General features: G+C 64.0%; 27 protein-coding genes and 4 pseudogenes. 12 read left to right on the forward strand and 19 right to left on the reverse strand.

Annotated features, from left to right (window positions below; genetic code table 11):
- Nucleotides 1-51 precede the first annotated feature (51 nt).
- Both BCR55_RS11560 and BCR55_RS33020 read right to left on the reverse strand, forming a co-directional pair.
- Entirely contained in the window at nucleotides 52-1,011 is a 960-nt protein-coding gene (locus BCR55_RS11560) for an AraC family transcriptional regulator (RefSeq protein ID WP_006405727.1), read from the reverse strand.
- A 202-nt stretch (nucleotides 1,012-1,213) separates the two neighbouring features.
- Nucleotides 1,214-1,792: a hypothetical protein gene (locus BCR55_RS33020; RefSeq protein ID WP_034178583.1), complete on the reverse strand. Its 579-nt coding sequence runs from the start codon at nucleotides 1,790-1,792 to the stop codon at nucleotides 1,214-1,216.
- A gap of 437 nt (nucleotides 1,793-2,229) precedes the next feature.
- Between BCR55_RS33020 and BCR55_RS11570 the strand changes: the two genes are divergently transcribed.
- Nucleotides 2,230-2,631, forward strand: a complete 402-nt coding sequence (locus BCR55_RS11570) for a DUF4113 domain-containing protein (RefSeq protein ID WP_006405725.1) — start codon at nucleotides 2,230-2,232, stop codon at nucleotides 2,629-2,631.
- 18 nt (nucleotides 2,632-2,649) lie between these two features.
- Here BCR55_RS11570 and BCR55_RS11575 read toward each other — a convergent pair whose 3' ends face one another.
- The 3 genes from BCR55_RS11575 to BCR55_RS11585 form a co-directional block, all read right to left on the reverse strand.
- On the reverse strand, nucleotides 2,650-3,438 hold the full coding sequence (locus BCR55_RS11575; RefSeq protein WP_006405724.1) for a UPF0489 family protein: 789 nt from the start codon (nucleotides 3,436-3,438) through the stop codon (nucleotides 2,650-2,652).
- An 86-nt stretch (nucleotides 3,439-3,524) separates the two neighbouring features.
- Entirely contained in the window at nucleotides 3,525-4,307 is a 783-nt protein-coding gene (locus BCR55_RS11580) for a UPF0489 family protein (protein ID WP_006489001.1), read from the reverse strand.
- 47 nt (nucleotides 4,308-4,354) lie between these two features.
- Nucleotides 4,355-4,870: a hypothetical protein gene (locus tag BCR55_RS11585; protein ID WP_012492801.1), complete on the reverse strand. Its 516-nt coding sequence runs from the start codon at nucleotides 4,868-4,870 to the stop codon at nucleotides 4,355-4,357.
- A gap of 599 nt (nucleotides 4,871-5,469) precedes the next feature.
- On the opposite strand from BCR55_RS11585, the gene istA reads away from it, so the two are divergent.
- The 3 genes and pseudogenes from istA to BCR55_RS11600 all read left to right on the forward strand — a co-directional run.
- A complete protein-coding gene (gene istA / locus BCR55_RS11590) occupies nucleotides 5,470-7,026 on the forward strand; it encodes an IS21-like element IS408 family transposase (RefSeq protein ID WP_065494569.1) in 1,557 nt (518 codons plus the stop codon).
- Between the two features lie 16 nt (nucleotides 7,027-7,042).
- Nucleotides 7,043-7,792 (forward strand): IS21-like element IS408 family helper ATPase IstB, encoded by a 750-nt coding sequence (gene istB / locus BCR55_RS11595; protein ID WP_006397350.1) that lies wholly within the window; start codon nucleotides 7,043-7,045, stop codon nucleotides 7,790-7,792.
- Between the two features lie 82 nt (nucleotides 7,793-7,874).
- Nucleotides 7,875-8,357: pseudogene (locus tag BCR55_RS11600) on the forward strand (integrase); the annotation flags it as partial.
- A 27-nt stretch (nucleotides 8,358-8,384) separates the two neighbouring features.
- On the opposite strand, the gene BCR55_RS11605 reads toward BCR55_RS11600, so the two are convergent.
- Entirely contained in the window at nucleotides 8,385-9,008 is a 624-nt protein-coding gene (locus tag BCR55_RS11605) for a LysR family substrate-binding domain-containing protein (RefSeq protein ID WP_006489045.1), read from the reverse strand.
- A 104-nt stretch (nucleotides 9,009-9,112) separates the two neighbouring features.
- Here BCR55_RS11605 and BCR55_RS11610 point away from each other — a divergent pair, with 104 nt between their 5' ends.
- The 4 genes from BCR55_RS11610 to BCR55_RS11625 all read left to right on the forward strand — a co-directional run bounded on the left by BCR55_RS11610 (nucleotide 9,113) and on the right by BCR55_RS11625 (nucleotide 11,417).
- Nucleotides 9,113-9,412: a helix-turn-helix domain-containing protein gene (locus BCR55_RS11610; RefSeq protein WP_009618091.1), complete on the forward strand. Its 300-nt coding sequence runs from the start codon at nucleotides 9,113-9,115 to the stop codon at nucleotides 9,410-9,412.
- 120 nt (nucleotides 9,413-9,532) lie between these two features.
- Nucleotides 9,533-9,982 (forward strand): Rrf2 family transcriptional regulator, encoded by a 450-nt coding sequence (locus BCR55_RS11615; protein WP_009618094.1) that lies wholly within the window; start codon nucleotides 9,533-9,535, stop codon nucleotides 9,980-9,982.
- Nucleotides 9,979-10,902, forward strand: coding sequence for an NAD(P)/FAD-dependent oxidoreductase (locus tag BCR55_RS11620; protein ID WP_006489015.1), 924 nt, complete (start codon nucleotides 9,979-9,981; stop codon nucleotides 10,900-10,902). Before BCR55_RS11615 ends, BCR55_RS11620 begins: the two co-directional genes overlap by 4 nt.
- The gene (locus BCR55_RS11625; RefSeq protein WP_006489022.1) at nucleotides 10,899-11,417 is read left to right on the forward strand and encodes a class I SAM-dependent methyltransferase; all 519 of its coding nucleotides are present in this window, start codon (nucleotides 10,899-10,901) and stop codon (nucleotides 11,415-11,417) included. Before BCR55_RS11620 ends, BCR55_RS11625 begins: the two co-directional genes overlap by 4 nt.
- 64 nt (nucleotides 11,418-11,481) lie before the next feature.
- On the opposite strand, the gene mobH is transcribed toward BCR55_RS11625, so the two are convergent.
- Complete coding sequence (mobH, locus tag BCR55_RS11630; RefSeq protein ID WP_006489004.1) at nucleotides 11,482-13,278, reverse strand: MobH family relaxase; 1,797 nt, start codon at nucleotides 13,276-13,278, stop codon at nucleotides 11,482-11,484.
- A gap of 321 nt (nucleotides 13,279-13,599) precedes the next feature.
- Between mobH and BCR55_RS11635 the strand changes: the two genes are divergently transcribed.
- Genes BCR55_RS11635 through BCR55_RS30615 form a run of 3 tightly spaced genes read left to right on the forward strand, consistent with a single transcriptional unit; the run spans nucleotide 13,600 to nucleotide 14,619 of the window.
- Complete coding sequence (locus BCR55_RS11635; RefSeq protein ID WP_006489017.1) at nucleotides 13,600-13,818, forward strand: AbrB/MazE/SpoVT family DNA-binding domain-containing protein; 219 nt, start codon at nucleotides 13,600-13,602, stop codon at nucleotides 13,816-13,818.
- Nucleotides 13,818-14,231: a putative toxin-antitoxin system toxin component, PIN family gene (locus BCR55_RS11640; RefSeq protein ID WP_006489018.1), complete on the forward strand. Its 414-nt coding sequence runs from the start codon at nucleotides 13,818-13,820 to the stop codon at nucleotides 14,229-14,231. The genes BCR55_RS11635 and BCR55_RS11640 overlap by 1 nt, the downstream gene beginning before the upstream one ends.
- Before the next feature lie 55 nt (nucleotides 14,232-14,286).
- Nucleotides 14,287-14,619: a DUF3742 family protein gene (locus BCR55_RS30615; RefSeq protein ID WP_254661822.1), complete on the forward strand. Its 333-nt coding sequence runs from the start codon at nucleotides 14,287-14,289 to the stop codon at nucleotides 14,617-14,619.
- On the opposite strand, the gene BCR55_RS11650 is transcribed toward BCR55_RS30615, so the two are convergent.
- Nucleotides 14,589-15,848, reverse strand: a complete 1,260-nt coding sequence (locus tag BCR55_RS11650) for an IS256 family transposase (RefSeq protein WP_065494571.1) — start codon at nucleotides 15,846-15,848, stop codon at nucleotides 14,589-14,591. The genes BCR55_RS30615 and BCR55_RS11650 overlap by 31 nt on opposite strands.
- Nucleotides 15,849-15,943: 95 nt before the next feature.
- On the opposite strand from BCR55_RS11650, the pseudogene BCR55_RS33875 reads away from it, so the two are divergent.
- Nucleotides 15,944-16,027, forward strand: a pseudogene (locus BCR55_RS33875) (DUF3742 domain-containing protein); the annotation flags it as partial.
- A 17-nt stretch (nucleotides 16,028-16,044) separates the two neighbouring features.
- On the opposite strand, the gene BCR55_RS11655 reads toward BCR55_RS33875, so the two are convergent.
- The 11 genes and pseudogenes from BCR55_RS11655 to leuC all read right to left on the reverse strand — a co-directional run bounded on the left by BCR55_RS11655 (nucleotide 16,045) and on the right by leuC (nucleotide 25,598).
- Complete coding sequence (locus BCR55_RS11655) at nucleotides 16,045-17,562, reverse strand: conjugal transfer protein TraG N-terminal domain-containing protein (RefSeq protein ID WP_006489021.1); 1,518 nt, start codon at nucleotides 17,560-17,562, stop codon at nucleotides 16,045-16,047.
- A 13-nt stretch (nucleotides 17,563-17,575) separates the two neighbouring features.
- Nucleotides 17,576-17,926: a hypothetical protein gene (locus BCR55_RS11660; protein ID WP_012492798.1), complete on the reverse strand. Its 351-nt coding sequence runs from the start codon at nucleotides 17,924-17,926 to the stop codon at nucleotides 17,576-17,578.
- Nucleotides 17,923-19,320: an integrating conjugative element protein gene (locus tag BCR55_RS11665; protein ID WP_006488999.1), complete on the reverse strand. Its 1,398-nt coding sequence runs from the start codon at nucleotides 19,318-19,320 to the stop codon at nucleotides 17,923-17,925. Before BCR55_RS11665 ends, BCR55_RS11660 begins: the two co-directional genes overlap by 4 nt.
- Before the next feature lie 11 nt (nucleotides 19,321-19,331).
- Nucleotides 19,332-20,235: pseudogene (locus BCR55_RS11670) on the reverse strand (TIGR03756 family integrating conjugative element protein).
- Nucleotides 20,232-20,669, reverse strand: coding sequence for a TIGR03757 family integrating conjugative element protein (locus BCR55_RS11675; RefSeq protein WP_012492797.1), 438 nt, complete (start codon nucleotides 20,667-20,669; stop codon nucleotides 20,232-20,234). Before BCR55_RS11675 ends, BCR55_RS11670 begins: the two are co-directional and overlap by 4 nt.
- 294 nt (nucleotides 20,670-20,963) lie before the next feature.
- Nucleotides 20,964-21,135 (reverse strand): annotated as a pseudogene (locus BCR55_RS33375) (type I methionyl aminopeptidase); the annotation flags it as partial.
- 38 nt (nucleotides 21,136-21,173) lie between these two features.
- The gene (locus tag BCR55_RS11680) at nucleotides 21,174-21,380 is read right to left on the reverse strand and encodes a hypothetical protein (RefSeq protein ID WP_006489029.1); all 207 of its coding nucleotides are present in this window, start codon (nucleotides 21,378-21,380) and stop codon (nucleotides 21,174-21,176) included.
- A gap of 23 nt (nucleotides 21,381-21,403) precedes the next feature.
- Nucleotides 21,404-22,723, reverse strand: a complete 1,320-nt coding sequence (locus tag BCR55_RS11685; RefSeq protein WP_006489044.1) for an MFS transporter — start codon at nucleotides 22,721-22,723, stop codon at nucleotides 21,404-21,406.
- A gap of 54 nt (nucleotides 22,724-22,777) precedes the next feature.
- Entirely contained in the window at nucleotides 22,778-23,404 is a 627-nt protein-coding gene (locus tag BCR55_RS11690) for a TetR/AcrR family transcriptional regulator (protein ID WP_006489013.1), read from the reverse strand.
- Nucleotides 23,405-23,547: 143 nt separating this feature from the next.
- Complete coding sequence (leuD, locus tag BCR55_RS11695) at nucleotides 23,548-24,183, reverse strand: 3-isopropylmalate dehydratase small subunit (protein WP_006489026.1); 636 nt, start codon at nucleotides 24,181-24,183, stop codon at nucleotides 23,548-23,550.
- Nucleotides 24,180-25,598, reverse strand: coding sequence for a 3-isopropylmalate dehydratase large subunit (gene leuC, locus BCR55_RS11700; protein WP_006489039.1), 1,419 nt, complete (start codon nucleotides 25,596-25,598; stop codon nucleotides 24,180-24,182). The genes leuD and leuC overlap by 4 nt, the downstream gene beginning before the upstream one ends.

Below are 25,598 nucleotides of genomic sequence, written 5' to 3' on the forward strand. Positions count from 1 at the left end.
GATTCCTGTGCGTTCGTCCCGCGCCACGCGTCCCGACGTCGCGCCGCCCGGCTAGTGCTGGCGCGCCGCCGATTGCGACGCGTTGTCACGGTCCCGGCGCCATGCGCCGGGCTGCATGCCCATCGTGCGCTTGAACGCATGCGCGAACGCCGACTCGGACTGATAGCCGACGAGTTCGCCCGCACGCGAAATCGGCAGCCCCTGCTGCAACAGGTCTGCCGCGAGCCGCATTCGGACCATCGTGACGAACTGCATCGGCGGATGGCCGGACGCTTCGCTGAAGTGCTTGCAGAACGCGGTGCGCGACATGTTCGCGAATGCGGCCATCGAGTCCGTGGTCCATGCGTCGGCCGGCGCGTCGATGATCGCGGCGATGAGCGTGCCGAAACCGGTCCGCTGCATCAGCGACGCGAGCCCGCTGGCCACGGTATCGTGCCCTGCGGCGTCCCGCACCGCATAGAACAGCAGCAGTTCGACCAGCTTGTCGATCAGCGGGGAAGGCGCGTCGACGCCGTAACGGCCTTCGGCGCGAATCAGGTCGAACAGCCCGTGGATGCCGCGATAGGCGTCGTCGCCGCGCCGCACGATCAGGTACTCGGGAAAGAGCGACACGATCGCGCGCGACACGGTGGAGTGGAATTCGATGAAGCCGCAGGCGAGCCCGACGCTGCCGTCGACCGACGGGTCGAGCGGTTGCATCGACCCGCGTCGCTCGAGCGGGTGGCCGCCCGCGACGGCGCAGACCTGCGGGTTGACCGGGCTCGGCGATAGCCCGTGCGGCACGTCACGCAGCAGAAAGACGGCTTCACCGGCGGCGACCGGGATGCTGTCGCGCCCGTCGGCGAAGTGCAGCCACGCCGATCCATGCAGGATCACGTGGAAGCTCGCTTTCGCACGGCCGGCGGTGGACGCCTGCCAGTCGCCGCAATACTGGCCGACATGAAAAAGCTGGCTTCTCGGCTCCAGGCTGGACAGCAGCCAATGGACGACCTTGTCTGTTTGCGCGGACATTCCGATGCTGGAGGACGGGTGACGCGCCCATGCTACGGGCTGCGCCGCGCCGCTCAAACCAACGAATCGTACATTGCATTTTCTCAATGCGACTATGCATCGTTGAGCGCTCATCGACGGCGGAGGGATGCATGTACTGAGCTCAAAAAATCCCAGCTTTTCGCTTATAGCGTTGGTGAATATCGAAGAACGGCTTGGCCCCTCAGTGAGCGACATGCTCCTTCATTACCGCCTCGCGATACACCTTCGCCACGAGCATCCCGGTCCTCTCGATGTGTCGCCCGGCTGCCGCTTCCTCGATGCAATGCAGTGCATCGAGCGCGCCTTCGCCGCAGACATCGCCGTCTCGCCGCGCGAAATCGAGTTCCTCCATCTTTCCTTTCCTGGCCAGTTGAGCGGAAAGCCACTCGAACGCGGTGGCTCCGTCCGTCGGTCGCATGTGGACCGGCAACGCCCTCAGCATTTCGGCATTCGCTTCGTCGAACGCGTTGACGCGCACGTATTCCTCGACATCCGCGAGCAGCCTGGTCGCGCCGCCTGAGGCATGACCAGCGCGATTAATGGCGGCGCGCCAATCGGGAACACACAGAGTGAGCGCCCGGACAAGGAATGCAATGTTGAAGTCCCGCCAGAAGCGCGGGTGAGGCTGGTAGACGTACTCAAGTGCGAGCGAAACGGTCGCGGCCGTCAAGCCTGAGGCGCAGAACCGGCAGTCATCCATGAAGGATACCAGTGCGTCGACGGTTCCAGCGTGAGCTTCTCGAGTTGCTTTGGATTGCATTGGGCATGTCCATGAGTGGTCTTTGCACGTATATGCCGGCCCACATCTGTAGGCCATGCAGCCCATGCACGACGGGGGCTCCCGCAGTCGTAGGCCATGGAAGCCGGGGCAGAATTCACGCAACGGCATCTCTGCGCCTCGAGGCCTCGGACAGAGATCTCTACCCGCTACAATACGGTCTCGGGCAGCCCTCATCGGGCTCATCCTGATGAATATGGCGATGAGTCGCCAGGAGTCGAGCGAGTTTGGCGACCAACTTATCGACGCCGCTTTGCGCAGTACACAGCCTGCCCAAGTTGCCGATAGCGTCCCAACTGCCCCGCCCACGGCCATACCTGCTCAACCCGTGTCGGCGCCGGCTGTTGCAACGCCAGCCGCGGCTTTTACCGTAGGACAATGGACTGGGACGGGCGGCCTTTCTCGATAGCCATTGGCATGTGCTGACGCCGCCCGCCGATGCTCGTCCGGATACGACCTACCTGAACTACGAAGGCACGAGTGACGTCGCGGTGACCGTGCCGACGTCGGACACGCTTCGCTTGGTCGCCGCGGCGCTGTACGGGTTGAAGCGCATCTACAAACCGGGGTTCAAGTATGCGAAGGCCCGCTTCATGCTGACCGAGTTGCAGGCGCAAGGCGTCGAGCAGGGAGATCTGTTCGCGCCCGAGGCGAGCAAGCGAGACCGCCTGATGGCCGAGCTCGATGCTGTTAACGACCGATTCGGACGGAACACGTTGCGCGTTGGCAATGTGGAGGGGCACCAAGCGTGGCACATGGCGCAGAACGCCAAGACCCCGTCTTACACCACCGACTGGGGCGACCTGCCGGTGGCGCGTTGAGGCGACGCCCGGCAACGCTCAGGTCAGGGCGGTCCGGAGATGCTGCTCCATTCGCGCGAGCAGCGTTTTGCCTGTGATCTTCGACCCAGGCCAGCGAAGGGCCTTGACGCACCCCGGCTCAGTGGCGATCGTGATGGCGAGAGCGTTTTGCACGAGCCGGTAGAAGGTCTCTGGGTCGTCTGGTTCGATCGCCTTCTCGGAATGGAAGTAGTCGAGATCGATGTCCAGGATGTAAGGTTGCGCCGTGACGGCCGGCGCGCCGCCCCCTTGCGCCATGCTGTCCAAACTCGCCAGCACATGGTCGAGATACATCGATTCGAGGACCCGATCGATTCGCTCCTTTTCGATGAGAGGATCGGTATTTGGCCGTGTGCAGCCGATTTCATCGTAGTCAGCGCGAACCCCGTAGACTTCCTCGTCCGCGATGTACTCGCTTTCTAGGTTCACCACGAACGCGCGCGACAGGATTCCGGCTTGGACCGCGGTGCGGATGTGCTCGTCGTGCTTGAGCTTGTCGATCGCCGCCTCCACTGTTGCCTCGATATTCCAGTCAATCGCCGCGATCATCCCAGGCAACAGCGCTTTCTTCGCCGCGGCGTTTTGATCGGTCATCCGTTGATGGGTCGCGTAGAAGCGATGGTCGTCGAACGGCTCCTCCAAGTCGGTGTGGTGGTCGAGCGTGAGAAGCGCCGGCGGCGGCGAAGACGGTTGACTCCGCCGCACCTCCGCCCAGCCTCGCAGGACGTGGTGATGCGACTCGACGACGAAGATGTTCTTGCCGCCGATGTTGAAGGTATCGTGGAACATGCCTGCTGCCCTGCTGATGCGATGGTGAGCCCACCAGGATACAACCCCTCCCGTCCCGTGGTCCCCTGTCGCCCGACGACCGCCGGTCAGGCGATGGCCGCGGCGATGTGCTGCTTCATGCGTTCGAGGAGTGATTCGCCCGTGACGTCAGATCCATCGTCCCGGCAGTCCTCGACGTACTCGGGCTCTGTGGCGATCGTGACCGCGATCGCGTTGCGCACCAGGCGGTAGAAGGTCGCGGGGTCATCCGGGGCGATAGACCTCTCGGAATGAAAGTAGTCGAGGTCGATGTCCAATACGTAGGGTTCGGCCTCCGGCGCCGGCACGCCGTCGTCTCCGGCCATCGTGCTGAGGACATTAAGTTCGCGGTCGAGGTAGACCGACTCCAGCACCTGCGCGGAACGGACCGACGTGCACGCGTCGTCGTGCGACGCCTTTGCGCAACCCACGGCGCACATGGACCCCGCCTCGTAGAGTACGCCCGCCTGGCTGCATGTCTCGTAGGAGAGGTTGATGACAAAGGCGCGGGACAGAATCCCTGCCGCGATCGCGGTTGTGATGTGCTCGTCGTTGCTGAGCTTGCCGATGGCGTTCAGCACAGACGCCTCGTCGTCGAAGCGTAGGGCTGCGATCAAGCCAGGCAACAACGCCTCCATGGCTGTAGCCCGAGCCTCACCCGACTGCCGGCGCGTGGCGTCGAACAAGTGCCGGTAGAACGGTTCGTAGGTGTCGGTGTGATGATCGAGCGTGAGGAGTACCGGTGCGGCCGACAAGGCCCGACGGATTTCCCCCCACGATTGCAAGACGTGATGGTGCGATTCGACGATGTAGACGTCCTTGCCAGCAATGTTGGTCTTCGTGTGCGCCATGGTGGGTTACTCGCGTAATGTCTCACACCGTCCCGTCGCAAGCCGGTTCAGCTTGCAGCGGACTTTATCAAATACTCTGCTTCTTCCTGCACGACCGGCCATCCCTCTCGCAGCATCCGCACGACTTCGTCGACAACGTCGTAGCTCAGTCCGCAGCTATCGATATCTGTGACGCCCATGAGCGCGAGGTCGGAGGCCGATGCCTCTCCAAAGGAAATTCTGCAAAACAGGGAATCCGCCATAGCGCCGGTATCATCCGTTTCGCCGCTCAGGATTTCGTCGGCCAACATGCCAGCCATGCCGACGAGCATCTTCCAGTTCGCAGGTAGCTTGGGAGCGGCAAACCCATGGTTCAGCGCCGCCTTGCGCATCAGCTCGGGACAGGTACGGGGACGGAACTGGCCCAGCCATGCGCTCTCGTCTGGATTGCCGTTCTCGTTTTTCCACACGACTGCGTCGCCAGCGCCGCCGAAGCGCTCGTAAAGCATCTTGTGACCCGCTTCGTGGCACGCGGTGTTTCGGAGCTCTCTGGCAGCTATCTGCTCTTCCGCAAAATCAATCATGTTCGTCGAATGTAGTCGGTGCGGCTATTCGAGCGCGGCGCTCTCGGCAATGCTCATCGCCTGCCAACATTTGTTGTATGCAGCGCAAGATGCTCGGGCCGCGCTATTCCAGGGGAGGGCGAGTCCGGCCGATCAGCCACTCGCACAGGCGTGCGTTGCCTGCATATGAGTGTAGGTTTGCCGAAGAGGCATGAGTTGCTCGAATTGATCAGAGCTCGTGTCGGCGAGGCTCGAACGCGGTTACGACATGGCGGGACACTATATTGTGGCGGGCTGGGGGCTGGCCGCTAACGGTCCTGTCTGACACACGATCAAGCAATTGAATGGAATGTGTTTGCGTATTCCGGCGAACGTGATCACGCATTTCGGCGGATCGTGATCATGGATTCCGAATGATCGTGATCACCCGTTTCGGTTGATCGTGATCGCTGATCACAGGTTTCCGAAACGCGTGATCACGATGCCGGAATGAGCGATCACGGGACCGAAACGGGTGATCACGTAACCGGAACGTAATCCGGGTTTGAGTCTGGCGGTGGCGTTGCGCATGTATTCACCGACGGCGTTAGCCTGCTCCCTTTTTTGCGGGAGAAGTGCCGATGCCGACACCTCGGATGAGCATGCGCAAATTGAAGGAAGTCCTGCGACTAAAGTGGGCGTGTGGCCTGACGCATCGGCAGATCAGCCGGGCTATCGGCATCAGCGTCGGTGCCGTCTCGAAGTTCGCGGCCCAAGCCAGCCAGGCGGGACTCGATTGGGCGGCAGCCGAAGCAATGTCCGACGACGAACTGGACGCGCGCCTGAGGCCTGCGGCAACCAATGCCGCGGCGACGACGACGCGACGCATCGAGCCCGACTACACGGCATTGCATCGCGAGCTGCGCCGCAAGGGCGTGACGCTGCAACTGCTGTGGGAAGAATACGCTGAAGCGAACCCCGGCCAGCGGACGTACCGCTACACGCAGTTCTGCCAGAAGTACAAGGACTGGGCGAAGTCGATCAAGCGCTCGATGCGTCAGCAGCACCGCGCCGGCGAGAAGCTGTTCGCGGACTTCGCGGGTCCCACCGTGCCGGTCCTGGCGAGCGATGGCGGCGTCGAGTTCGAGGCGCACGTGTTCGTTGCCGTGCTCGGCGCATCCAACAACACGTTCGCGTGCGCGACGCGCACCGAGACGATGGCGGACTGGATCGGCAGCCTGTGCGATGCGCTAGAGTTCATTGGCGGCGTGCCCGAGCTGCTCGTGCCCGACAACCCGAAGGCGCTGATCGCGCGACCCGACCGTTACGAACCCGGACTCGGCACGACCACGCAGGACTTCGTGAACCACTACGGCACCGCGATGCTGCCGGCGCGTCCGCGCAAACCGCAGGACAAGGCCAAGGTCGAAGTCGGCGTGCAGATCGTCGAGCGCTGGGTGCTGCCCCGACTGCGCCACTATCGCTTCTACAGTCTGGCTGAACTCAACAAGGCGATTGCAGAACTGATCGCCGACCTAAACCAGCGCCCGTTCAAGCGGCTCGAAGGCAACCGGCGTGAATGGTTCGAACGGCTGGACCAACCCGTCCTGCGCCCGTTGCCCGTGCGTCGCTACGAGATCGCCACCTTCCAGAAGTGCCGTGTGAACATCGATTACCACGTCGATGTCGGCGGCCACTATTACAGCGTCCCGCATAGCCTCGCACGGCAGGAGGTCTGGGCGCGTATCACACGCCACGGCGTAGAGATCCTGCATGGCGGCAAGCGTGTCGCTGCGCACGCTCGCTCGCGCCTCAAAGGCAAACACACGACCATCGCCGAACACATGCCGGCTGCGCATCGCGCGCACATGGAATGGACGCCTGGGCGCCTGCTCAACTGGGGCGCATCCGTCGGCCCCGGCGCCGAGGCTGTCGTGCGGCATCTGCTGACCAACAAACCTCACCCCGAGATGGGCTATCGCGCCTGTCTCGGTCTTCTCTCGCTCGCGCGCAAGTACGGCAAACACCGCCTCGAGGCCGCATGCCAGCGTGCATTGAAGATCGGCTCGCCCACGCGTCGCTCCGTGCTGTCAATCCTGGAAGCGGGACTTGACCTGCAGCCCTCGCTCCCGACCACGCCCGCCGAATGGCGCTCGCCCGAGCACGAGAACGTGCGCGGCCCCGACTACTACCACTGACCCGAAGGAGGTCACGATGTTGATGCAGCACACCCTTACCCAGCTAAAGGCGCTCAAACTGGACGGCATGGCTCGCGCGTTCGAGGAGCAGTCAACGCTCACGGCAAGCACCAGCCTGTCATTCGAGGAACGCGTGGGCATGCTCGTAGATCGCGAGCTGGCCTGGCGTGATACGCGACGACTCGAACGTTTGCTGCGCGCCGCGAAGCTCAAGAACCCACAGGCCTGCGTCGAAGACATTGAATACCGGCAAACCCGTGGGCTGGACCAGCGCATCGTCGCCACGCTCGCCGGCTGCGACTGGGTGCGCAATGCTCAGAACCTGATCCTGACCGGCCCCACCGGCGCGGGCAAGACGTGGCTCGCTTGCGCGTTCGGCCAGCAGGCGTGCCGGCAGGGCTTCTCCGTGTTCTATGTGCGCGTCGCGCGGCTGTTCGAAGAGCTGAAAATCGCGCACGGCGACGGCAGCTTCACACGTCGGCTTGCGCAACTCGCGAAGATTGATGTGCTGATCCTCGACGATTGGGGCTTGCAGGATCTCGACCAGGCGGCGCGCAATGATCTGCTTGAGGTACTTGATGATCGTGTCGGTACGCGCTCGACTGTGATCACCAGCCAGTTGCCGCTCGAACACTGGCACGCGTGGCTGCAGGACCCCACGCTCGCCGATGCGATTCTCGATCGGCTCGTGCATCAGGCCCACAAGCTTCCGGTCAAGGGCGATTCGATGAGAAAGAAAACGAAATCCGAGTCCGCTGACGCCTGATCGTGATCACCGTCGCTATAATCCATTGACCGCGCAACACCACCTTCCAGACTGATCACGTTCGCCGAAACGATTGATCACCATCGCCGAAATCCGCAACGAGCCGGTGCTGGAGATCTTCGAGGCGCCGCACAACCTCTCGGTGGCGGACTACGCCAGGCTCGCGGGCAAGTCGCGCCGCTGGATCACCTACGAGATCCAGGCCGGCAACCTGCTGTCGATCCACATGGGGCATCGCGGGCAGCGAGTGCCAGACTGGCAACTCGATCCGCTCAAGCGCAGGCTGGTCCAGTCCGTCCTGAAGCAACTGCCACGGGGCATCGACACCTGGGACATCTACCACGCTCTCCTGCGCTCATATGAGGCCCTCGGGACACGGCCGGCCATCGAAGCCGTCAACCCAACGAACCTGCACCTTGCCGCGCGGCTGGTGGCCGCACAGTGCATGCAGGCGAGCGAGCCAGTCGTGACGACCGAGTTTCCTGAGCAGGTCCGGCAAAGCGTGCAGCGGCTGGTGCGCGAAGCCGTCGCTGCCGATGTCGCCGAAGCGACGCCCGGAGACTGATCAAGCCAGGGTCGCGCCGAAGTTCGGTCAGGCGCTTGCCTGGAGCGATTGGAAGAACCGCTCCAGGTGGGTGCTGTCCGTATTTCGACGGCTCAGGAAGTAGGTGGTGAGCGTCAGCGCGCCCTCTTGCAAGGGACGCTGGACAACGCCAAGGGAACGATGGCCCTCGATGCGGGCGGCGGGTGCCAGGCAGACGCCGTAGCCGGCGGCCACCAGGGTCATCATCAACCCGAACGATGTGGCCGTCGTGACGTCCGAGGGGAAGACGCCGGCCGCCGTCAGCAGCGTGTCGATCTGCCCGCAGTAGCCCACACAGTCGCGGGCATCCAGGGCGATCCAAGGGTGGTCGGCGGCCTGCTCCAGGGACACTGACGCGAAGGCCAGCAAGGGGTGATGGGCAGACACGGCCAGTGCCAGCGCATCGCGCCAGACGGGGCGGACATCGATGCCTTCAGGGGCTGCGGGCGACTGGCAGAGGCCCGCCTCGAAAGCCCCCGCGAGCAGTCCTCGATGCAGGTCCTCCAGGCGTTCTTTATGAAGGCGAATGGGGTGGTCCGGATGGCGCCGGCGATGTTCCGCCATCGGCACCGACAACCGGGGATAGGCCAGGCAGTCCGACAGGGCAATGTTCAAGGGCTCGGAAGCGATCATCGTGTCACCTGTACAACGCCGACACTGGAAAAAACCGGGCGCAACCGGTTGATGAGATAAGTTTAACGTGGTTTAAATTCGCTTGGCGCGTGACGCTTCTGTTGATGCAGAAGCGATCGGTGCAACGCGGCAGACCCGCAGGGACAAGAACCTATGAAAGCGAGCCAGCGCGCGCTTTCGGCGTTGCCGTGCGCGAGGCACGGACCGCGCAGGGGCTGGCCCAGGAGGTGCTCGCGGAACAGGCGGGCATCGCCCGGTCGCACATGGGCAAGATCGAGCGCGGCGAGCACATGCCCACGCTGGTGTTGATCCTGCGGATCGCGAAGGGGCTGGGGTGCTCGGCCGCGGCACTGATGGCCGCGACCGAGGCGCAACTGTCCGAGGAAGAGAACGACGCCGAATAGCCATGCCGTCATGGCGGTGAGGCGTCAACAACGTTCTTGTACGTCAAGGTTGTGACTTGCCAGGCGTTCATTGCCACCTCGCATTTGACACGCGACCTTTTTCGTAACATCATTTGTTTCATGAAAAGAGACAGCCGCCTCTCGTCTGTCCTGCATGCGCTGCTGCACATGGCCGAGCAGGATGGACCCGTTACCTCAGAAACCTTGGCGCTATGCCTGGGAACCAACCCGGTCGTCGTTCGGCGCACGATGGGATACCTGCGGCAAGCGGGGATCGTCACCTCCGAACGAGGTCACTCAGGAGGATGGCGTATCCACGCCGACCTTGGCAGCGTCACCCTGCGTCAGTTGCACGAAGCCCTGGGCGAGCCGGCGACGTTTGCCATCGGCAACCGCAACGAGACACCGGAGTGTCTGGTCGAGCAGACGGTCAATGCGGCACTCGAAGGCACGTTTGCCGAAGCCGAGGCGCTGCTGCTGAAGCGGTTCTCGGAAATCACCCTTGCCGATCTGGCCTCTGACTTCGCACGCCGGCATGCGGCTTTACGACATTCAAGGAATCAATCATGAATCACGATGTGATCGTCGTCGGCGGAAGCTACTCAGGAATGGCCGCGACCCTGCAACTGGTGCGCGCACGCAGGTCAGTGCTGGTGATCGATGCGGGCCAGCGGCGCAACCGCTTCGCCAGCCATTCACACGGATTTCTCGGCCAGGATGGTGTGCCGCCAGGTGAAATCGCTGCAAACGCACGCCGCCAGCTTCAAGCCTATCCAACGCTGACCTGGCTTGAAGGTCGGGTGGAAGCTGTCGCCGGGCAGGCGGATGAATTCACCGTCACGACGGCTGATGGCGAGTCGCACCTGGGGCGACGCATTCTGTTGGCGACGGGGGTGACCGACCAGCTTCCAGCCATCGACGGGCTCGCGCAACGCTGGGGGAAGACGGTTTTTCACTGCCCGTACTGCCATGGCTATGAACTTGGACAAGGCCGCATCGGCATCGTCGGTGCCAGCCCGATGTCCATCCATCAGGCTGAACTGCTCACGGATTGGGGGGATGTCACCTTGTTCGTCAACGGTGCATTGGAACTCAATGAGGAAATCAGGTCCACTTTGGAACGCCGAGGCGTGGTCATCGAAGAGGCGCGCATCGACAAAATCGAGGGGCATGCCGACGTGACATTGGTGGACGGAAGGCGACTGAGCTTTGCGGGCCTGTTTGTTGCAACGCGAACCGTTCCCTCCGACCCTTTGGCCAGGACAATCGGCTGTGCACTGGAAGAAACGCCCATGGGCATCCAGATCCGCACGGATGCCGAGAGCAAGACCTCGGTGCCTGGGATCTTTGCCTGCGGCGATGTCGCGCGGGCACCGCATTCGGTGTCGCTGGCCGTGGGCAACGGTGCCATGACCGGCGCCCAGATTCACCGATCACTGCTTTGGCCCGAGACGATCGAGCCAGCGCAAGCGGAAGGCCGCGCTCGATGACGTCGTTCTCCGACCCGACGGCGGTATCGGGTTATGCGGAAAGAACCGCGAGGATCGTGCCGGGCCTGCGCGACCTGCACCGGATGGCGGGCGTGCTGCTGGCCGAACGCGCGCCGGCCGACGCGCGCATCTATATCGACAGCGCCCCCAAGGGGCCCTTCGATGGCGCGACCTGCCTGCTGACACTGCATTTCCTGCCGCCAGCCGAGCGGCTGAAGACGCTGCAGCAAATACACCTGCGACTCAAGCCCGGTGCGTCCCTTGTCGTCACGCATCACAGTTTTCCCGGCGACGATCCCGTCAGGGACAGATGGCTCTCGCGCAATGCGGCGTTTGCGGCTGCTTCCGGCGTACCAGTGCGTCAAGCCGAAGGCAGCATCGCGGCGATCAAGGAACGGCTGCCCGTGCTTTCGCCCGCGCAGGATGTCGATCTGCTCCGCGAGGCTGGATTCACGGACATCGACCTTTTCTATTGCGCGTTCACCTTCAAGGGTTGGGTCGCCCATCGAGCATGAGGGGGATCGACGATGCAAGACATAGGGTCGGCAGGTGCGTTGCCCGTGTGTAGCGAGGAGACTCTTAGCCACGCACCAGGGACAGGTAGGGGTTGTCCGGCGGGACTTCCGCGAACAATGCCGAAGGCGCCATCAACAGATAGCCGTGCAACCGCCGCGACTTGCGCGGCCCGGTGACTTCGCAGGTCCAGATGTTCAGGCCGCTGTCCTGATTGCGGTGCAGTCCCAGCTTCTCGAAGCGCTTCTGCACCCATTGCCAGTCGTGCAGATTGTCCTGCCGGGCCAGCACCTGGATCTCCGGATGTTCCTGCGCGTAGCGCTGGAAAACACCGGGGCTGACCAGGTACGCCGTGCCATCGACGGTATGCACCAGTGCCTTCGCGTCGTTGATGATGAGCTTGCGCGACTCGATGCCTTGCCTGAGCCAGGCGATGAAGGCTTCCCCGAACGGCGTGGCCTTCGCGGGAGCCGGCATGGTGGCAGGACTGGTCGGCGCCAAATGGGTCACTGTCGCAGGTGCGGCGGTGGATGGTGATGGCGGTTCCGCGCTGGCGGACGATGCACTGGTGGTGGCTGCGTCGGACGCATCGAGCATCGACAGCAGATCGGAGACCGGGTCCGCGATCCCTGCCGGGCAATCCGCTACCCCAGGGGACGGTGAGGTGGCCGGGATACCGGAGGGGGTCGACGCGTCATCTTCGCCAGGGAGGGGCTCTTCCGTCGTGACCGTGCCAGCGAACGATGTGGGACGCTCTCCCGACTCCCAGATCAAGGCCGGCGACAGGCGCAGGAAGGTAAAGCTGTGCGACCAGCCTGTGCCGCTCGTGACGGTCGCCCGCCAGATCGCCTTCCCATCCGGGGCGGGCTGCACGATGCCATGGTCCTGGAGCACCGTGAAGACGGCAGTGTTGTTCGATGGAATGCCTTCGATGCCCTGCGACAGGAGGTGCGCGCGCAGCTTGTCGCTGACCGTCTTGCTGACGAGCCAGAGTGCGTCCTGGGTCAGCCATCCATCCGACGGGCCGCCGGGCTGGTTCAGCTTGAATTCCTCGCGCAGCAGGTAGCGCAGGCCATCGAGCAGCTTGCGCTGCAGCGCATGCTTCGGCGCCGCCATGGCCCTGGCCGGATCACCGCCGAGCGCCAGGGCCACCGATGCCTGGTCGGCCTTGATGACCAGTTCGCCCAGCGTGCCGGCATGCTCGTATTGGCCCGCCAGCACGTACAGCAGCGCCGACCACAGGTCTTGGTAGTCGCTCAGCCAGTCGAGGATGCCGGCATCGAGCACACGGGTGTAGAGCAGCCCCGTGGCGGCGCCATGCAGCCGGTACTCGCGATCCGTCCGGTAACGAAAGCGGTACGGCTGGCGCAGCGGCCCGTGCCAGGGGTGCCAGACCAGGCCATCGGCCTGCTCGACGTGCAGATCGACCGCGATCTTGCCAATGTCGTGCAGCAACGCGGCGTAGGCGGTCCCGGCGGTCCAGGCCTCGGCTTGCGCGGCCTGGGCCTCGGGCGAGGCGCCGGCCGGGAGCAAGTGGGACTGCCTCAGCTTGAGCGCGTAGGCCACGATCTCCAGGCCGTGGTCCAGCATGCCGCCCGGCCAGGCATGGTGATGCGCCTCCGAGGCCGGGAACTGCTGGACCAGCTCGGCGTAGCGTTCCAGCGGCGCCAGGTACAGCGAGCGGAACTGCCGACGCGACAGCGAGGTGCGCTGCCAGATGTGTTCCAGCAGCCGCTGCCGGCGCGGCTCCGCCAGCAGCGATGTGGCCGACTGCGGTGGCGTCAGCCCTTTGGCGGGCTCGACGGGAGGTGGCGCGGCGGCTGTGGTCAGCGGCACCCGTTTGCGCTGGAACAGCGAAAGCATGGCGACATCCTGGTGATGGGCTGGCCGGAGGAGCCTTTTGGCCTTTTCGGGTAGGGCGAGGCCATTCCCTTGCCCCTTCCCCAGCCCTTCGGCCTTCGACAAGCCCTTTGGTATAGGGGCAGTCGGCTTCCTGTGCCGCAATCAATGCGGATCTCGTGCGCTCCAGGATCGGACGGAACAGGCACTGTGTTTTCACCGGACCAGGCCGCTTCAACCGGCGCTGGAAGCGCAGCAGGCCCTGAAACCCCTACGCCCAAAGACATGCTTGTCGAGAATGGAGTAAGGAAGTAAGATTTCCTTTGTAACTGACGGAGGTCTCCCATGCTTGCCAAGCTCACCTCTAAAAATCAGATCACGCTGCCCAAGGCGGCCGTGTCCGGCGTGGATGCGGCGGAGTACTTCGACGTGACCGTCGAGGGCGGCCGGATCGTCCTGACGCCGGTGCGGGTCCAGAAGGCCCAGGCCGTGCGCGAGAAGCTGGAGCAACTCGGGATCACCGAACAGGACGTCGAGGATGCCGTGGCCTGGGCACGGCGCTGATGCACAGGGTCGTGCTCGACACCAACATCGTGCTGTCGGCGCTGATCTTCAATGCCGGACGCCTGGCCTGGATACGCCAAGCCTGGCAGCAACAGCAGTTGCAGCCGCTGGTCTGCCGGGAGACGGCCAGTGAACTCCTGCGCGTCCTGGCCTATCCCAAGTTCAAGCTGTCTACCTTGGAACAGCAGGAGTTGCTGGCGGACTTCCTGCCCTACGCCGATGTGGTGGAACTTCCGGCACCATGGCCAGACCTGCCGGTCTGCCGCGACGAGAAGGACCAGGTGTTCCTGGTGCTCGCGCATGTCGGCAAGGCGGATGCGTTGATCACGGGCGATGCGGACATTCTCGCCATGCGAGAGGACTTTCCCGGCCTGATCATGACCGCCGAAGCATTCGCGGCGCGGCAGGGATGAAGGAGACCGGCACCGCCTTGCCCAGCGGCCGTGGAACGACCATGAGGTAGCCACCATGAAGCAGACCGCAGGCATGACCACTGCAGCGCGACTCGGCCGCTGGCTGGGCAGCGTATGGGGTGGTTACCTGCGCGCGGAGCGTCGAGTGCATCGATGGCTGATGGCGCAGGGACTGCCGGCAGGCGGTGCAAGGGTGCTGATCTGGGTGGTCAAGCTGGCGATCCTCGGGGTGTTGCTGTACGTCGCATTCTGGGTGGCGCTGATGCTGGTCGCTCTCGCTGTGGCAGCAAGGATGGCGGAGCAGACGTCGGGGGGCGAGGCGGTATCCGGAATTCCGTGTGTGAGGCGGGTTGAGATTCAGACTCCAATGTTGAATCGTTCCGGGTAAAGCAGTGCGAACTGCGTCATCGCGCTCTTCCAATCGTGCCGGGAGCCGGTCCACTTGGCCACGACGTTGCGCAGCGCCAGCCAGATCAGTTTGAGCGCGGCCTCGTCCGACGGGAAGTGGCCGCGCGCCTTGATGATCTTCCGAAGCTGCATGTGCAGCGACTCGATCGCGTTGGTCGTATATACAATTTTCCGGATGTCAGGCGCGAAGGCGTAGAACGGAATCACCTGATCCCAGGCTCGGCGCCAGAGCGCGGCGATCGGAGGGTATTTCGCACCCCACGGGCTCGTATCGAACGCGTCCAGCGCCACGGCGGCCGCTTCGGCCGACGGTGCCCGATAGACCTCCTTGAGCGCCGCTGCGACCGATTTCCTGTCTTTCCAGCTGGCGAAGTCCAGTGAGTTCCGGATCAGATGCACGATGCAGGTCTGGACCGTCGTTTCCGGGAACACCGTGTTGATCGCTTCCGGGAAGCCCTTCAGGCCGTCGACCACGGCGATCAGGATATCCTGCACGCCGCGCAGCTTAAGGTCGTTCACTACCCTCAGCCAGAACTTGGCCCCCTCGGTCTGCTCGATCCAAAGGCCCAACACGTCGCGTGTGCCGTCGCGGCGCACGCCCAGCGCCAGGTAGATCGCTTTGTTGCGCACGACGCCTTCGTCGCGGATCTTGACTCGCAAGGCGTCGAAGAACACGACCGGGTACATCGGCTCGAGCGGCCGCTGCTGCCATTCGCGCACTTCGTCGATTACGGAATCGGTCACCGTACTGATGAAGTCCGGCGACACCTCGATGCCGTACATCTCCAGCAGGAAACCCTGAATCTCCCGCACGCTCATGCCGCGTGCGTACATCGCGATGATCTTGTCGTCAAAGCCGGTGAAGCGTCGCTCGCCCTTGGCGATCAGCACCGGATCGAAGGTGCCTTCGCGGTCGCGCGGAATCTCGACGTCGAGCAGGTCGTCGTCGGTCGTGATGCGCTTGCGGCTGGTGCCGTTGCGGTGGTTCGTGCGGCCTGCCGGCTTGGCATCGCCCTTCTCGTAGCCGAGGTGGTGGGTCAGTTCGCCGGCCAGCGCGCGTTCGAAGATTGCCTTCTTGAGCGCCGCAAGCTGCTCGTTGATCGTCGCCCGGTCCAGCGTCCCGGGCACCAGTTGCTTGATCAGCTCCGGGTCCAGGTTCAAGCCCTTGCCCGGTTCTATCGTCACTTCTTCCTTGCGTTTGCGTGGCATAAAGTGGCTCCTTGGCCATCAGTTTATGCCTCACACACAAACATTCGGATAGGCTCGGGGGCGACGACGATTTTGACCTGCAATTTCCTGCGAGTCTGGATGAACTACGTCAAACGCCTGGCTACGATCCAAACCTTTACAACGACACCTCTCACGAGATGTACAGCGAAGACGATTGAAGCCGTTCATCGCTGAGTCATTTCAGCTTCCTCGACATGACGCCTGGCCCCTTGCCGCCTGCGTTGCCCGCGTCCTTGGTGCCTGCCGAGAAAGCATTTGCGACAGTTCCGGCCCGAATCCCAGCCCAAGTCAATGCGCCAATCCAGAATGCCGGGAGCACCAGGAACATCGTGGCCATCACGAAGTTTAGCAGCATGTCTCCGAAGGTGTTGTTGAGGCCCACCAGCGGATCGAAGTTCGTGTGCGGCCGGTTCCAGCCCCACCCCCAGCCGTAGAGCGCATCGAGGATCGTCGAGTCGATCCAGCGGGCGAGCTGAAACCAGAATTCGGTGAAGAACAGCGCGAACTGCACCACGCTCACCGTGACCACGGTCTTGAGGTCATAGGTGCCGATCAGCAGCACCAGCGGGATGCAGATGACCAGCGCCATCTTGAGCAGGGACAGCACCATCGGCAGCGCCTGCCGCACCACGTCCATCGCCGGGAAATAGCCCAGTGATCCGACGGTCAGCCCCACGTCGCTAGCAGCGCGGGTGACGATGTTGGGCAGCGTCATGTCGATCTGGCCACCGTAGTCGGTGTAGACCGCCCCCTGGTTGAGCTTCTGCTGGCGAGGGCTGGCGACGGCGCGGATCACCGAGTCGTTGACCTCGGCCTGGCTCAGGAAGCCCGCCCAGCCGGCCAGTCGCGCCAGCAGGTTGGGATCGACCTGGGCCAGCAATCGTGCCCGCAGGCCGTGGCCGCCGTCGGACCACCACTGCCGGCAGGTCGGGTAGCCGCCTCCGCCGGGCACTTGGGCCAGGCCGGCGTCGCGCGTGGCGTCGAACGGCCAGGCATCGCGCGGTGTCCTGGAGCGGTAGCTGTCGTAGAAGCCGGCAGTGCCGACGAAGTAGCTGGAGCCGATCCAGGTGACGTCGTGCATCTGCTCCTCGCTCAGGCTGGGCCGGGTCATGAACAGCTTGGCGCGGGCGGGGCCATAGCAGTCGCGGGTGAAGTCGCTGACCTCCTGGGCCAGCACCGGGTCGTCGATGCGGGTCGCGTCGATGTCCATGCGGATCTGCCGCAGGTCGGTGCCGCAGGGAATGGCCGCGACAGAGGCGCCGGTGATCGCGCGCGAGATCTCGTGCATGGCGAACCACCACACCGGCACCTTGGCCGACTGGTTGTTGATCGTGCTGAACGATTGCGACCAGCCCGTATCGGTCGGCTCCGGGACATTCACTTGGCATTGGGTCGAACGCGAACGGTCGTACTTGATGGTGTTGAGATCGACGTCGATGAAGGGGATGCCCGCGAACATGATCACCACGATGGCGACGAAGACGCGGTTCTCGATGCGAGCCGAGGACAGCACGCCCTTGTTGCCCTCGTCCGCGCCTTCCGCGCGGGCCTTCAGCCATTCCTGGATGACGATCGCCAGGAACGGGACGGCGAACATGCCGCTGGCGACCAGCACCGACCAGATGCCGTTGTGGACCACCCAGGACACCAGCGTCAGGTAGTACTCCAGGTAGTCGGTCGTGAACAGCGTCATGGCGAACCCTGCGCTACCGTGCCTGCATCAGCAAGCTGGCTTCCAGCACGATCACGGCGACGATGGCCGCAACCTCCGCGCGCAGCAGCCGCTGCCCGGCAGCGCGCTCCGGTTCCCGCGCGCGCAGGCGATGGTGCATCCAGAGCCAACCCCAGGCGGTGACGGCGTACAGCAACAACCGCCAGGCCAGGAGGGCCCCGGATTGCGCCGCCATCCAGCGCTGCCAGCCCTCGATGCCGCCCGCGATGCGGATGCCGACCACATTGACGGCGGTCGCGGCGATCAGCAGCGACACCGCCCATACCAGCACCAGGATGGCACGCCGGCTGGACAGCCAGCGCAGGCACCGCCCCACGGTATTCATGGATGGCTTCCGCCGGACGGCGGCCGCTGCAGTTCATCGATCCGATTGCGTACCGGGTCGCCCTCGTAGATGCCACGCGCACCGGCGGCACGGGTGCTGTGGCGCTGGATGATCGCCATCGGCGAGTTGCTGGCCAGTTCGCGGCGCAGTTCCAGCTCCGCCTTCAGGTTGTGAATCTCGCGATCGAGGATGTCGCTTTCGTGGGTGACGGCCTTCTGGGCCAGTTCGTTGGCGGCCACGTTGGGCTCCTTGCGCCCGGTCAGCAGCGTGCGTTGCAGCAGCAGTGCCTTCTCCAGCACGCTGGCCAGCGCGACCTCCGAGGCCAGGCGCCGAGCCAGGATGTCCTGGTCCGTCTCGTCGCGAAGGGCCTCGACCACGCCACGGGTGATGGGCAGCGACGCGCTGCTCGCAGCCTGCAGGTTCTGCGCCGTGGTTGGACGGCTGCCGGCGACCAGTTCCTGCAGGGCCTGCAGCTTGTCCTCGTATTCCTCCTGGATCAGTGGGGTCAGGCCAACGCCCGGCGTGGTGACGGTCTTGGTGCATGCGTCGCAGGTGCGCTGCTCCTGCTCGCCCAGCACGCGAACTGCCCAGGCCGCGGCGGCATCGGGCGAACTCCAGGTCTGGCATGCCAGGTTGCCGCCGCAACTGGCTTGCGGAATCGAACTGGTGTCGCCGACGCCACGGCCGTTGAGCAGGTTGTAGCCGGCGCGGGTCACGTCGCCGACCACGCGCACCGGACGTTGGCCCGCGCCGCCGGCGTTGTCTCCGCCGACCCACGGAACGCCATTGTTGCCACGGTTCGCCTCGGCGTCGTCGATCGCCGAGACCGCATCGGTGCTCGCGACGGCCTGCTTCAGCGCCATGCCTTCGGCGAGTTGGTCCCAACCGAGTTGCCCACCCGCCATGTCGGCCATGCGGTTGGCGATGGCACGGCAGGTCAGCTTGCTGCGATCGAAATCCAGCCTGGCTTGCAGCACCCCATTGGTCAGCAGGTTGTACAGCCCTGGATCGGCGCGCTGGATGATCAACGCGGGCAGCGACGCCACGGCAGCGGTGGCGTTCTGGATCACCGAGGACATGATGGCCTGGAAGCCGTTGGTGATGCCGTTCAACTGGTTCTGCAGCGTGGTGGTGATGCTCATGTCGCCACAGATCAGGTTGCTGTTCCAGCCGACGCCAACACCGATGGAGTGCATGTTGGCCGCACCGCTCATGGACACCGCGCGGCCGCCTCCAATGCTGTAGAGCACGTCATCGCCGATCACGCTGCCCTGATGCTGGACGCCGTACTCGTTGACGCTGGTCTGTGCCCCGGCGCTGGAGCAGCACAGCGCTGCGACAACGGCCAATGCGACGTGCAGAAATCGACGGGCGTTCGGAAATGAATTCGTCATGGCATCGGGCCTCACAGGAAATCGACGCTGCCGAGGAATATCTGGCCGCGGCGCTGGCAGCAGCTATAAGGACGCCACAATGCCCAGGCGTAGTCGCCTTGCCGGGCCTGCACCTTGGCATTGCCGTGGGGGAATACCGCGCAACTGCTGGACAGCGTGGGGGTCAGCTCCTGCCACTTGCCCGTGGCGGCATCGGTTTCCATCAGGGCGCCGGCTGGCCAGTAGCCATCGCGCGAACTGGCGAGCAGCGGCTGGTACACGTGGATCTGGTTGCGGCGCGTCACGATGTCACCCGCGCGCTGGGCGACCACGGCTGCGGCCTTGTGGTCATCGACCTGATGCAGGAAGCCGCCTCGCGGATAGACGTTGCCCCAGAGATTCATGTCCGTACGCGTGCCGATCTCGCGCCGGCCGGGAATCAGTGCTTCCGGATACAGCGCCTCGGGGATGTTGGGCGGTGCCGGCGCCCTCGCAGGTGTAGCCGGACGCGCTGGCGAACTGGCTGAACACATGGCCACCGGGATGGCCGATGACGTCGGCGTTCTTGAACTTCGCCAGGTTGTTCTCGTGATCCTCGTTGGTGGTGCCGTCGCCGCCGGCCTTCGCGGTCGGGTTCGGCAGGATCATCGCCCGCACCTCGACCCAGGGGTTCTCGCCGGTGTTCGAGTAGCTCGACACCACAGCATCGGGGATGTAGTGGCGCACCTTGACCGAGGTGCGCACGGTGCAGCCCGTCCAGGTGCAATAGAGCCAGTAGCAGATGCCGGTGACGCGGTATTCCAGGCAATCCGGCGACAGAGTGGAGGCCACGATAGTGGCAGTGTTCAGTGCGAAGGACGATGCGGAACACCCCAGCAGCAGCGCTGCGATGGCCAACCGCTGGCGTCGCGATGGCGCGGACAGACGCCTCGTCACGGCTGCGTCCTCCGGTATTGGTCGATGCGGGCAACCGCACGGGCCACGTCCGTCTCGCCATAGACCACGTATCGGCGATCCACCACGATGGCCGGAACTTTGGTGACGCCAAGGCTCCAGGCATCGACGATGCCCTGGTAAGCGATGCCGATCCGGCGCTGCATGTCTGCACCGCCCAGCTTCAGGCGTTGCTGGACGATGGCGCTGGCGCGTTCTTGATCGGTGGGCAAGTTGGCGGCCAGTTCCGCTTCGAGCACCGCGCCCGCGTCCAGGACGACGTGTCGGTCAGCCTGGCCAAGGACCGGATGATGCGAGTCAGTGACGAGCCATACTTCCGCAGCGGCGGCGCGCGTCGCCAGCGCCAGAAAGGCAATGCCCGCAGCAAACCATGCTGGGCGAGCGCGAGCGGCATGAGGAACAGCGCGAGAGTCCATGAGACAACACCGGAGGGAAGCCAATCCGGTGACAGTCGAACCGAAACCAGGCCTCGACGCGACAAACAAAGCGGAGACGACCTCGCCCCGTTTTCGCCATCCCTGTCCGCCCCGACTCGCTGATCGGACCTGCGCGCTTGCCATAGGCTGACTGTGTGCAGTGGATGGGTATGAGCCGATCCGGCCCCGTGGCCCAAGCTGTTCACATCGGACGCCGATGTGGCTTGATTGCTGACTGAGATTGATATCGGCGATGACAACAACCACGCATTTGGCTTTTGCGACTTGGGCCTAGACGATGTCCCCGTCCTGCAGGATGTCCTCGGAGAAAGGAACACCGTGGCAAACCACATGGTTGCGGGAGGCGTTGAGCGCGTAGACGTACCCGTACTGTCCTTTACTGGCCGGACACGCTTTGAGTTCATGGACGATGGGGCCATCGACCAAGATCATTGACCTGCGTCGTGGGCTAGTGAATACCTGTCACTAGGCACTCCAATGTGATCAGCCCGATCTGCTTGGGTGGAAAATTGACCACCACCACCAACTATCTACCAGTCTGTCCGGCGTGTAGAGCCCGGCGATCTGCGGGCTGGACTTGCGCTGCCCGACCTCCTGGCCGAAATCCATCAGCAGTTTATAGGCCGACTTGCGTGCTTCGGCAACGCCTGAGCCTTGATGATTGCGGACCACGCGCAATGTCATCTTCATGAAGCCGTTCCATGCAATCGTCGTTATCGACATGCTCCGTTGGTTGTGACTTGTTGGAATCGCCCCAGACGTTTCTCCGTCGTCCAATACGCCAGGGCCGCCACCGGCAGTGCGGCACCCAGACCGGAGGTCCACGTCCAGCCGCCGTGGGCATAGGCCCATGCACCAAACGCCGAGCCGAGCGAGCCGCCCAGGAAGAACGCCGCCATATAGAGGCCATTGAGTCGACCACGCATGTTCGCGTCCAGCGTGAAGATGGCGCGCTGACCCAGCGTCAGATTGGCCGCGACGCCAAAATCCAGCACGATTGCGGCTAGCATCAGCAGGCCCAGCGCCCAGCCGGAACCGGGTTGCGCTAGGTGCGTCAAGGGGAACGCCAGCGCCACCATGCCCATCGCCAGTGCGGTGGCCCTGTGGCTGTGACCCAGGTCGGCAATGCGCCCGGCCAGTGGCGTGGCGACCGCGCCTGCGGCCCCTGCCAAAGAGAACAGCGCGATGCCGCTTTGCGACAGCCCGAACGCCGGGCCGGCCAGCAGTAGCGGCACTGTCGTCCAGAACACGCTGAACGCCGCGAACAGCGCGGCATGGTAGAGTGCGCGTCGGCGCAGCACCGGGGTATCGCGCAGCAGATGTCCCATGGAAGCGAGCAGGCCACCGTAGCGCAGGCCGAGGCTGGGCTGGCGAGCCGGCAGCGTGCGGGCCAACACTACGATCAGCACCAGCATAGCGGCTGCCGCCAGCAGGAACATGGCATGCCACGAGGCCAGATCAGCGATGAAACTGGCGACCGGCCTCGCCAGCATGATGCCGAGCATCAGTCCGCTCATCACGTTGCCCACTGCCCGGCCGCGCGACGCTTCGGGCGCCAGGTGCGCAGCATAGGGCACCAGCACCTGCACAGCTACAGTGCCCAGGCCGATGCCCAGCGCCGCCGCCAAGAACGGCAATGGCTGGCGTGCCAGCGCTGCACCCAGCAGTGCCATTGCCGCCAGCCCCAGCAAACCAAGCGTAAGCCGGCGGTTCTCGATCAGGTCGCCGAGCGGCACGAGCAACAGCAGGCCCAGCCCGTAGCCAAGCTGGGTGAGTGTCACGCTCAGGCCGGCTGCCTGCGGCGACAGTCCCAGCGCCACGGCGATCGGGCCGGCCAGCGGCTGCACGTAGTACAAATTGGCGGCGGCCAGGCCGCAGGCCACTGCCAGCAGCAGCGTCAGGCCTGCCGATGCAGTTGGGGCATGGTCTTCCCCCGTCACGTCTGTCCGGCCCGGCGCACTGGGCTGCGCGATAACGCTGCCCAGTACAGATGGCTCTCGCCGTGCGCGAGGCTTTCGAAAAGCGATCTTCATGAAGTTTCTCTCTGATTCAATAGGAATTGATCGTTTCCTAAATTGGCAAAAAAATCAGGCCAGCGCCTTGAGCGCGGTCGCCACGACGGCCTGCATCTGTGCACGGCTGCGCCCGGTCTTACCGACCACTCGCATGCCTTGCGTCAGGCATAGCAGCATCTGCGCCGTGACTTCGGCATCGACATGGTTCTTGATCGAGCCGTCCGCCTGCCCTTGGCGGATCAGGTGAGCCAGCATGGCCTCGTTGCAGGCCAGCGCAGCGGCGACCCGATCACCTACAGATTGGTCGAACGTCGAAAGCTCCACCGTACTGGCGACGACCAGACAGCCTTGCCGTCCTGTGGCGCCGTGGGCGGATTCGGCGTAGAAGGTCAGCGCGGCGCGCAGGCGCTCTAGGCCTGTGCCGCCGTCGTCAATGGTCCGGCGCAGATTTTGCGTTCGCTGGGCGCGGTAACGATCCAACGCCGCCAGGAAAAGCGATTGCTTGTCCTTGAACGCTTTGTAGAGGCTACCCTGGGCCAGCCGCATGGCGCGGGTCAGGTCGGTGATAGACGTACCGGCATAGCCGCGCTCGCTAAAGACGCGTACCGCTTGGTCAAGCACCTTGTCGGCGTCGAATTCGCGGGGACGGCCCCGGCTGCGTGGAGGCGATGAGGAAGATTGGACAACCATGCTGGCCATTATATGGAATCGATCGCTTCCTAATATAGCACTTCACCGGAGGTTTGGGCGAGCCGTCATCACTGCTGAAGAGGAATGTCACTTCCAATGTGCGCGGGACGTTGAGCTGGCGGCCGCTCGTGCGACCTGGGAGGCGTACCGTTTTATCTTTCCCGCACCTGGGTGAGGTCGATCCTGCACCAAGGAGATACCTGCCAATGCTCAGCTTCGAACCGGTCGATGGCTGCTGCATCGCGCAAGGTCATGCCGATCATGTCCAAGCCATCGACCAGCATCCGCTTCTGCCTGGGTTGCAAATCGAAGGGATATTCATCGCCCTGCGGCGTGGAAACGATTTGCTTCTCCACGTCGATGGTCAGGCGCTTTTCCTGGCCATGCGCCACGCTGTCCATCAACGCCTGGACCTGCTCCGGCGGCAAGGTGACAAGCAGCAGGCGATTGTTCATCGCATTGAAATAGAAGATCTCTCCGTAACTCGGCGCGACGACAGCATCGAACCCGGCCTGCTGCAATCCCCATACCGCGTGCTCCCGGCTCGATCCGCAGCCGAAGTTCGCCCCGCCCAACAGAATGCGCGCGCCGCGATATTCCGGACGGTTGAGCACGAAGTCCGGGCGAAGCCGCCCTTCGGTGTCGAAACGCAGGTCATGCAGCAGTCCGTCTGCCAATCCGCTCTTGTCGATCCCCAGCAGGAACTGCTTGGGCATGATCTGGTCGGTGTCCAGGTTGCCGATTGGCAATGGCGCCGCCACGCCTGTGATACGGTGCGTTTCGCTCATGCGCGGAACTCCTTGCGAATGTCCACGATGCGTCCGGTAATCGCGGCAGCGGCAGCCATGGCCGGACTCATCAGATGCGTGCGGCTGCCCCGGCCCTGACGGCCCTCGAAGTTGCGATTGGTCGTGGAGGCGCACCGCTCGCCCGGCGCGAGTACGTCGTCGTTCATCGCCAGGCACATCGAACAGCCCGGTTGCCGCCATTCGAATCCCGCCTCGACCAGCACCTGTGCGGTCCCTTCGCGTTCGGCCTGGTCACGGACCAGCCCGGAGCCAGGCACCACCATCGCCCGCACGCCCGGGGCAACCTTGCGCCCCCGCACCACCCGAGCTGCCTCGCGCAGGTCTTCGATGCGGGCGTTGGTACACGAACCGATGAACACGCGGTCGATCGGAATACCTTCGATCGGCGTGCCGGGCGCCAAGCCGATGTAATCCAGTGCCTTACGCCAAGTCGCCCTCTCGATGTCACCCGCGGCATCGCTCAACGGCGGCACGGTGCCGTCTACCGGCACCGCCTGGTCGGGACTGGTACCCCAGGTGACATAGGGAGCGACCTCGGAAGCATCGAATCGATGCTCGGCATCGAAACGCGCCGATGCGTCCGTGCGGAGTTGCTTCCATGCCGTGTGCGCGGCCGCCAGCGCAGCGTCGTCCATATCGCAGATCCGCTCGGACACGTAGTCGGATGTGATCGCGTCAGGCGCGATCAGCGCCGCGCGGGCACCGGCTTCCACGGTCATGTTGCACAAGGTCATGCGCGCCTCGGCGGACAGTGCGGCGATAGCTTCGCCGACATACTCGACCGCATAGCCACGCGCGCCTTGTGCTCCGATCTTGGCGATGATGTGCAAGATCAGGTCCTTGGACGTCGTCCCCAGAGGCAGTCGACCATCGACTTGGATTCGCATGTCCTTGGCCACGCGATACACCAGAGTCTGCGTGGCAAGCACATGCTCCACTTCCGACGTGCCGATCCCGAACCCGAGTGCCCCGAGGGCACCGTAGGTCGTGGTATGGCTGTCGCCGCACAACACGACCATGCCGGGACGGATCAGGCCAAGTTCCGGCGCGACGACATGCTCGATTCCTTGCATCGGATCACGCACGTCGAACAGCTCGATCCCCTGCTCAGCGCAGTTGGCGGCAAAGTTCGCCGCTTGCCGTGCGGCGGGGGCGATGTCGATCGTACGCGCCGCGATCGGCACCGGGCGCGTGGGGATGACGTGATCGACCACGCCCATTTGCTGGTGTGGGCGCCGCACCCGCAATCCACGTTGCGCCAGTCCTGCAAAAGCTTGTGGGCTGGTGTATTCGTTCATGATGTGCAGGTCGACATATAGCAGCACGTTGTCGACATCCAGGCGTTCGACGGTGTGCGAATCGACCAGTTTTCGGTAAAGCGTCGTCGCTGGCAT

The sequence above is a fragment of the Burkholderia sp. CCA53 genome (genome assembly GCF_001685525.1).
Lineage (GTDB): Bacteria > Pseudomonadota > Gammaproteobacteria > Burkholderiales > Burkholderiaceae > Burkholderia > Burkholderia multivorans.

Excerpts from the sequence above, each read along its gene's own strand:
- istA (WP_065494569.1), top strand. The coding sequence starts at position 5,470 with ATGCCGACACCTCGGATGAGCATGCGCAAATTGAAGGAAGTCCTGCGA.
- BCR55_RS11580 (WP_006489001.1), bottom strand. The coding sequence starts at position 4,307 with ATGGCGCACACGAAGACCAACATTGCTGGCAAGGACGTCTACATCGTC.
- BCR55_RS11680 (WP_006489029.1), bottom strand. The coding sequence starts at position 21,380 with ATGAAGATGACATTGCGCGTGGTCCGCAATCATCAAGGCTCAGGCGTT.
- BCR55_RS11685 (WP_006489044.1), bottom strand. The coding sequence starts at position 22,723 with ATGAAGATCGCTTTTCGAAAGCCTCGCGCACGGCGAGAGCCATCTGTA.
- leuC (WP_006489039.1), bottom strand. The coding sequence starts at position 25,598 with ATGCCAGCGACGACGCTTTACCGAAAACTGGTCGATTCGCACACCGTC.
- BCR55_RS11675 (WP_012492797.1), bottom strand. The coding sequence starts at position 20,669 with ATGGACTCTCGCGCTGTTCCTCATGCCGCTCGCGCTCGCCCAGCATGG.
- BCR55_RS11615 (WP_009618094.1), top strand. The coding sequence starts at position 9,533 with ATGAAAAGAGACAGCCGCCTCTCGTCTGTCCTGCATGCGCTGCTGCAC.
- BCR55_RS11665 (WP_006488999.1), bottom strand. The coding sequence starts at position 19,320 with ATGACGAATTCATTTCCGAACGCCCGTCGATTTCTGCACGTCGCATTG.
- BCR55_RS11620 (WP_006489015.1), top strand. The coding sequence starts at position 9,979 with ATGAATCACGATGTGATCGTCGTCGGCGGAAGCTACTCAGGAATGGCC.
- BCR55_RS11625 (WP_006489022.1), top strand. The coding sequence starts at position 10,899 with ATGACGTCGTTCTCCGACCCGACGGCGGTATCGGGTTATGCGGAAAGA.
- BCR55_RS11635 (WP_006489017.1), top strand. The coding sequence starts at position 13,600 with ATGCTTGCCAAGCTCACCTCTAAAAATCAGATCACGCTGCCCAAGGCG.
- BCR55_RS30615 (WP_254661822.1), top strand. The coding sequence starts at position 14,287 with ATGAAGCAGACCGCAGGCATGACCACTGCAGCGCGACTCGGCCGCTGG.
- BCR55_RS11650 (WP_065494571.1), bottom strand. The coding sequence starts at position 15,848 with ATGCCACGCAAACGCAAGGAAGAAGTGACGATAGAACCGGGCAAGGGC.
- BCR55_RS11560 (WP_006405727.1), bottom strand. The coding sequence starts at position 1,011 with ATGTCCGCGCAAACAGACAAGGTCGTCCATTGGCTGCTGTCCAGCCTG.
- BCR55_RS11640 (WP_006489018.1), top strand. The coding sequence starts at position 13,818 with ATGCACAGGGTCGTGCTCGACACCAACATCGTGCTGTCGGCGCTGATC.
- BCR55_RS11575 (WP_006405724.1), bottom strand. The coding sequence starts at position 3,438 with ATGTTCCACGATACCTTCAACATCGGCGGCAAGAACATCTTCGTCGTC.
- BCR55_RS11660 (WP_012492798.1), bottom strand. The coding sequence starts at position 17,926 with ATGAATACCGTGGGGCGGTGCCTGCGCTGGCTGTCCAGCCGGCGTGCC.
- BCR55_RS11655 (WP_006489021.1), bottom strand. The coding sequence starts at position 17,562 with ATGACGCTGTTCACGACCGACTACCTGGAGTACTACCTGACGCTGGTG.
- BCR55_RS11610 (WP_009618091.1), top strand. The coding sequence starts at position 9,113 with ATGCAGAAGCGATCGGTGCAACGCGGCAGACCCGCAGGGACAAGAACC.
- BCR55_RS11690 (WP_006489013.1), bottom strand. The coding sequence starts at position 23,404 with ATGGCCAGCATGGTTGTCCAATCTTCCTCATCGCCTCCACGCAGCCGG.
- mobH (WP_006489004.1), bottom strand. The coding sequence starts at position 13,278 with ATGCTTTCGCTGTTCCAGCGCAAACGGGTGCCGCTGACCACAGCCGCC.
- BCR55_RS11585 (WP_012492801.1), bottom strand. The coding sequence starts at position 4,870 with ATGATTGATTTTGCGGAAGAGCAGATAGCTGCCAGAGAGCTCCGAAAC.
- BCR55_RS11605 (WP_006489045.1), bottom strand. The coding sequence starts at position 9,008 with ATGATCGCTTCCGAGCCCTTGAACATTGCCCTGTCGGACTGCCTGGCC.
- BCR55_RS33020 (WP_034178583.1), bottom strand. The coding sequence starts at position 1,792 with ATGCAATCCAAAGCAACTCGAGAAGCTCACGCTGGAACCGTCGACGCA.
- istB (WP_006397350.1), top strand. The coding sequence starts at position 7,043 with ATGTTGATGCAGCACACCCTTACCCAGCTAAAGGCGCTCAAACTGGAC.
- leuD (WP_006489026.1), bottom strand. The coding sequence starts at position 24,183 with ATGAGCGAAACGCACCGTATCACAGGCGTGGCGGCGCCATTGCCAATC.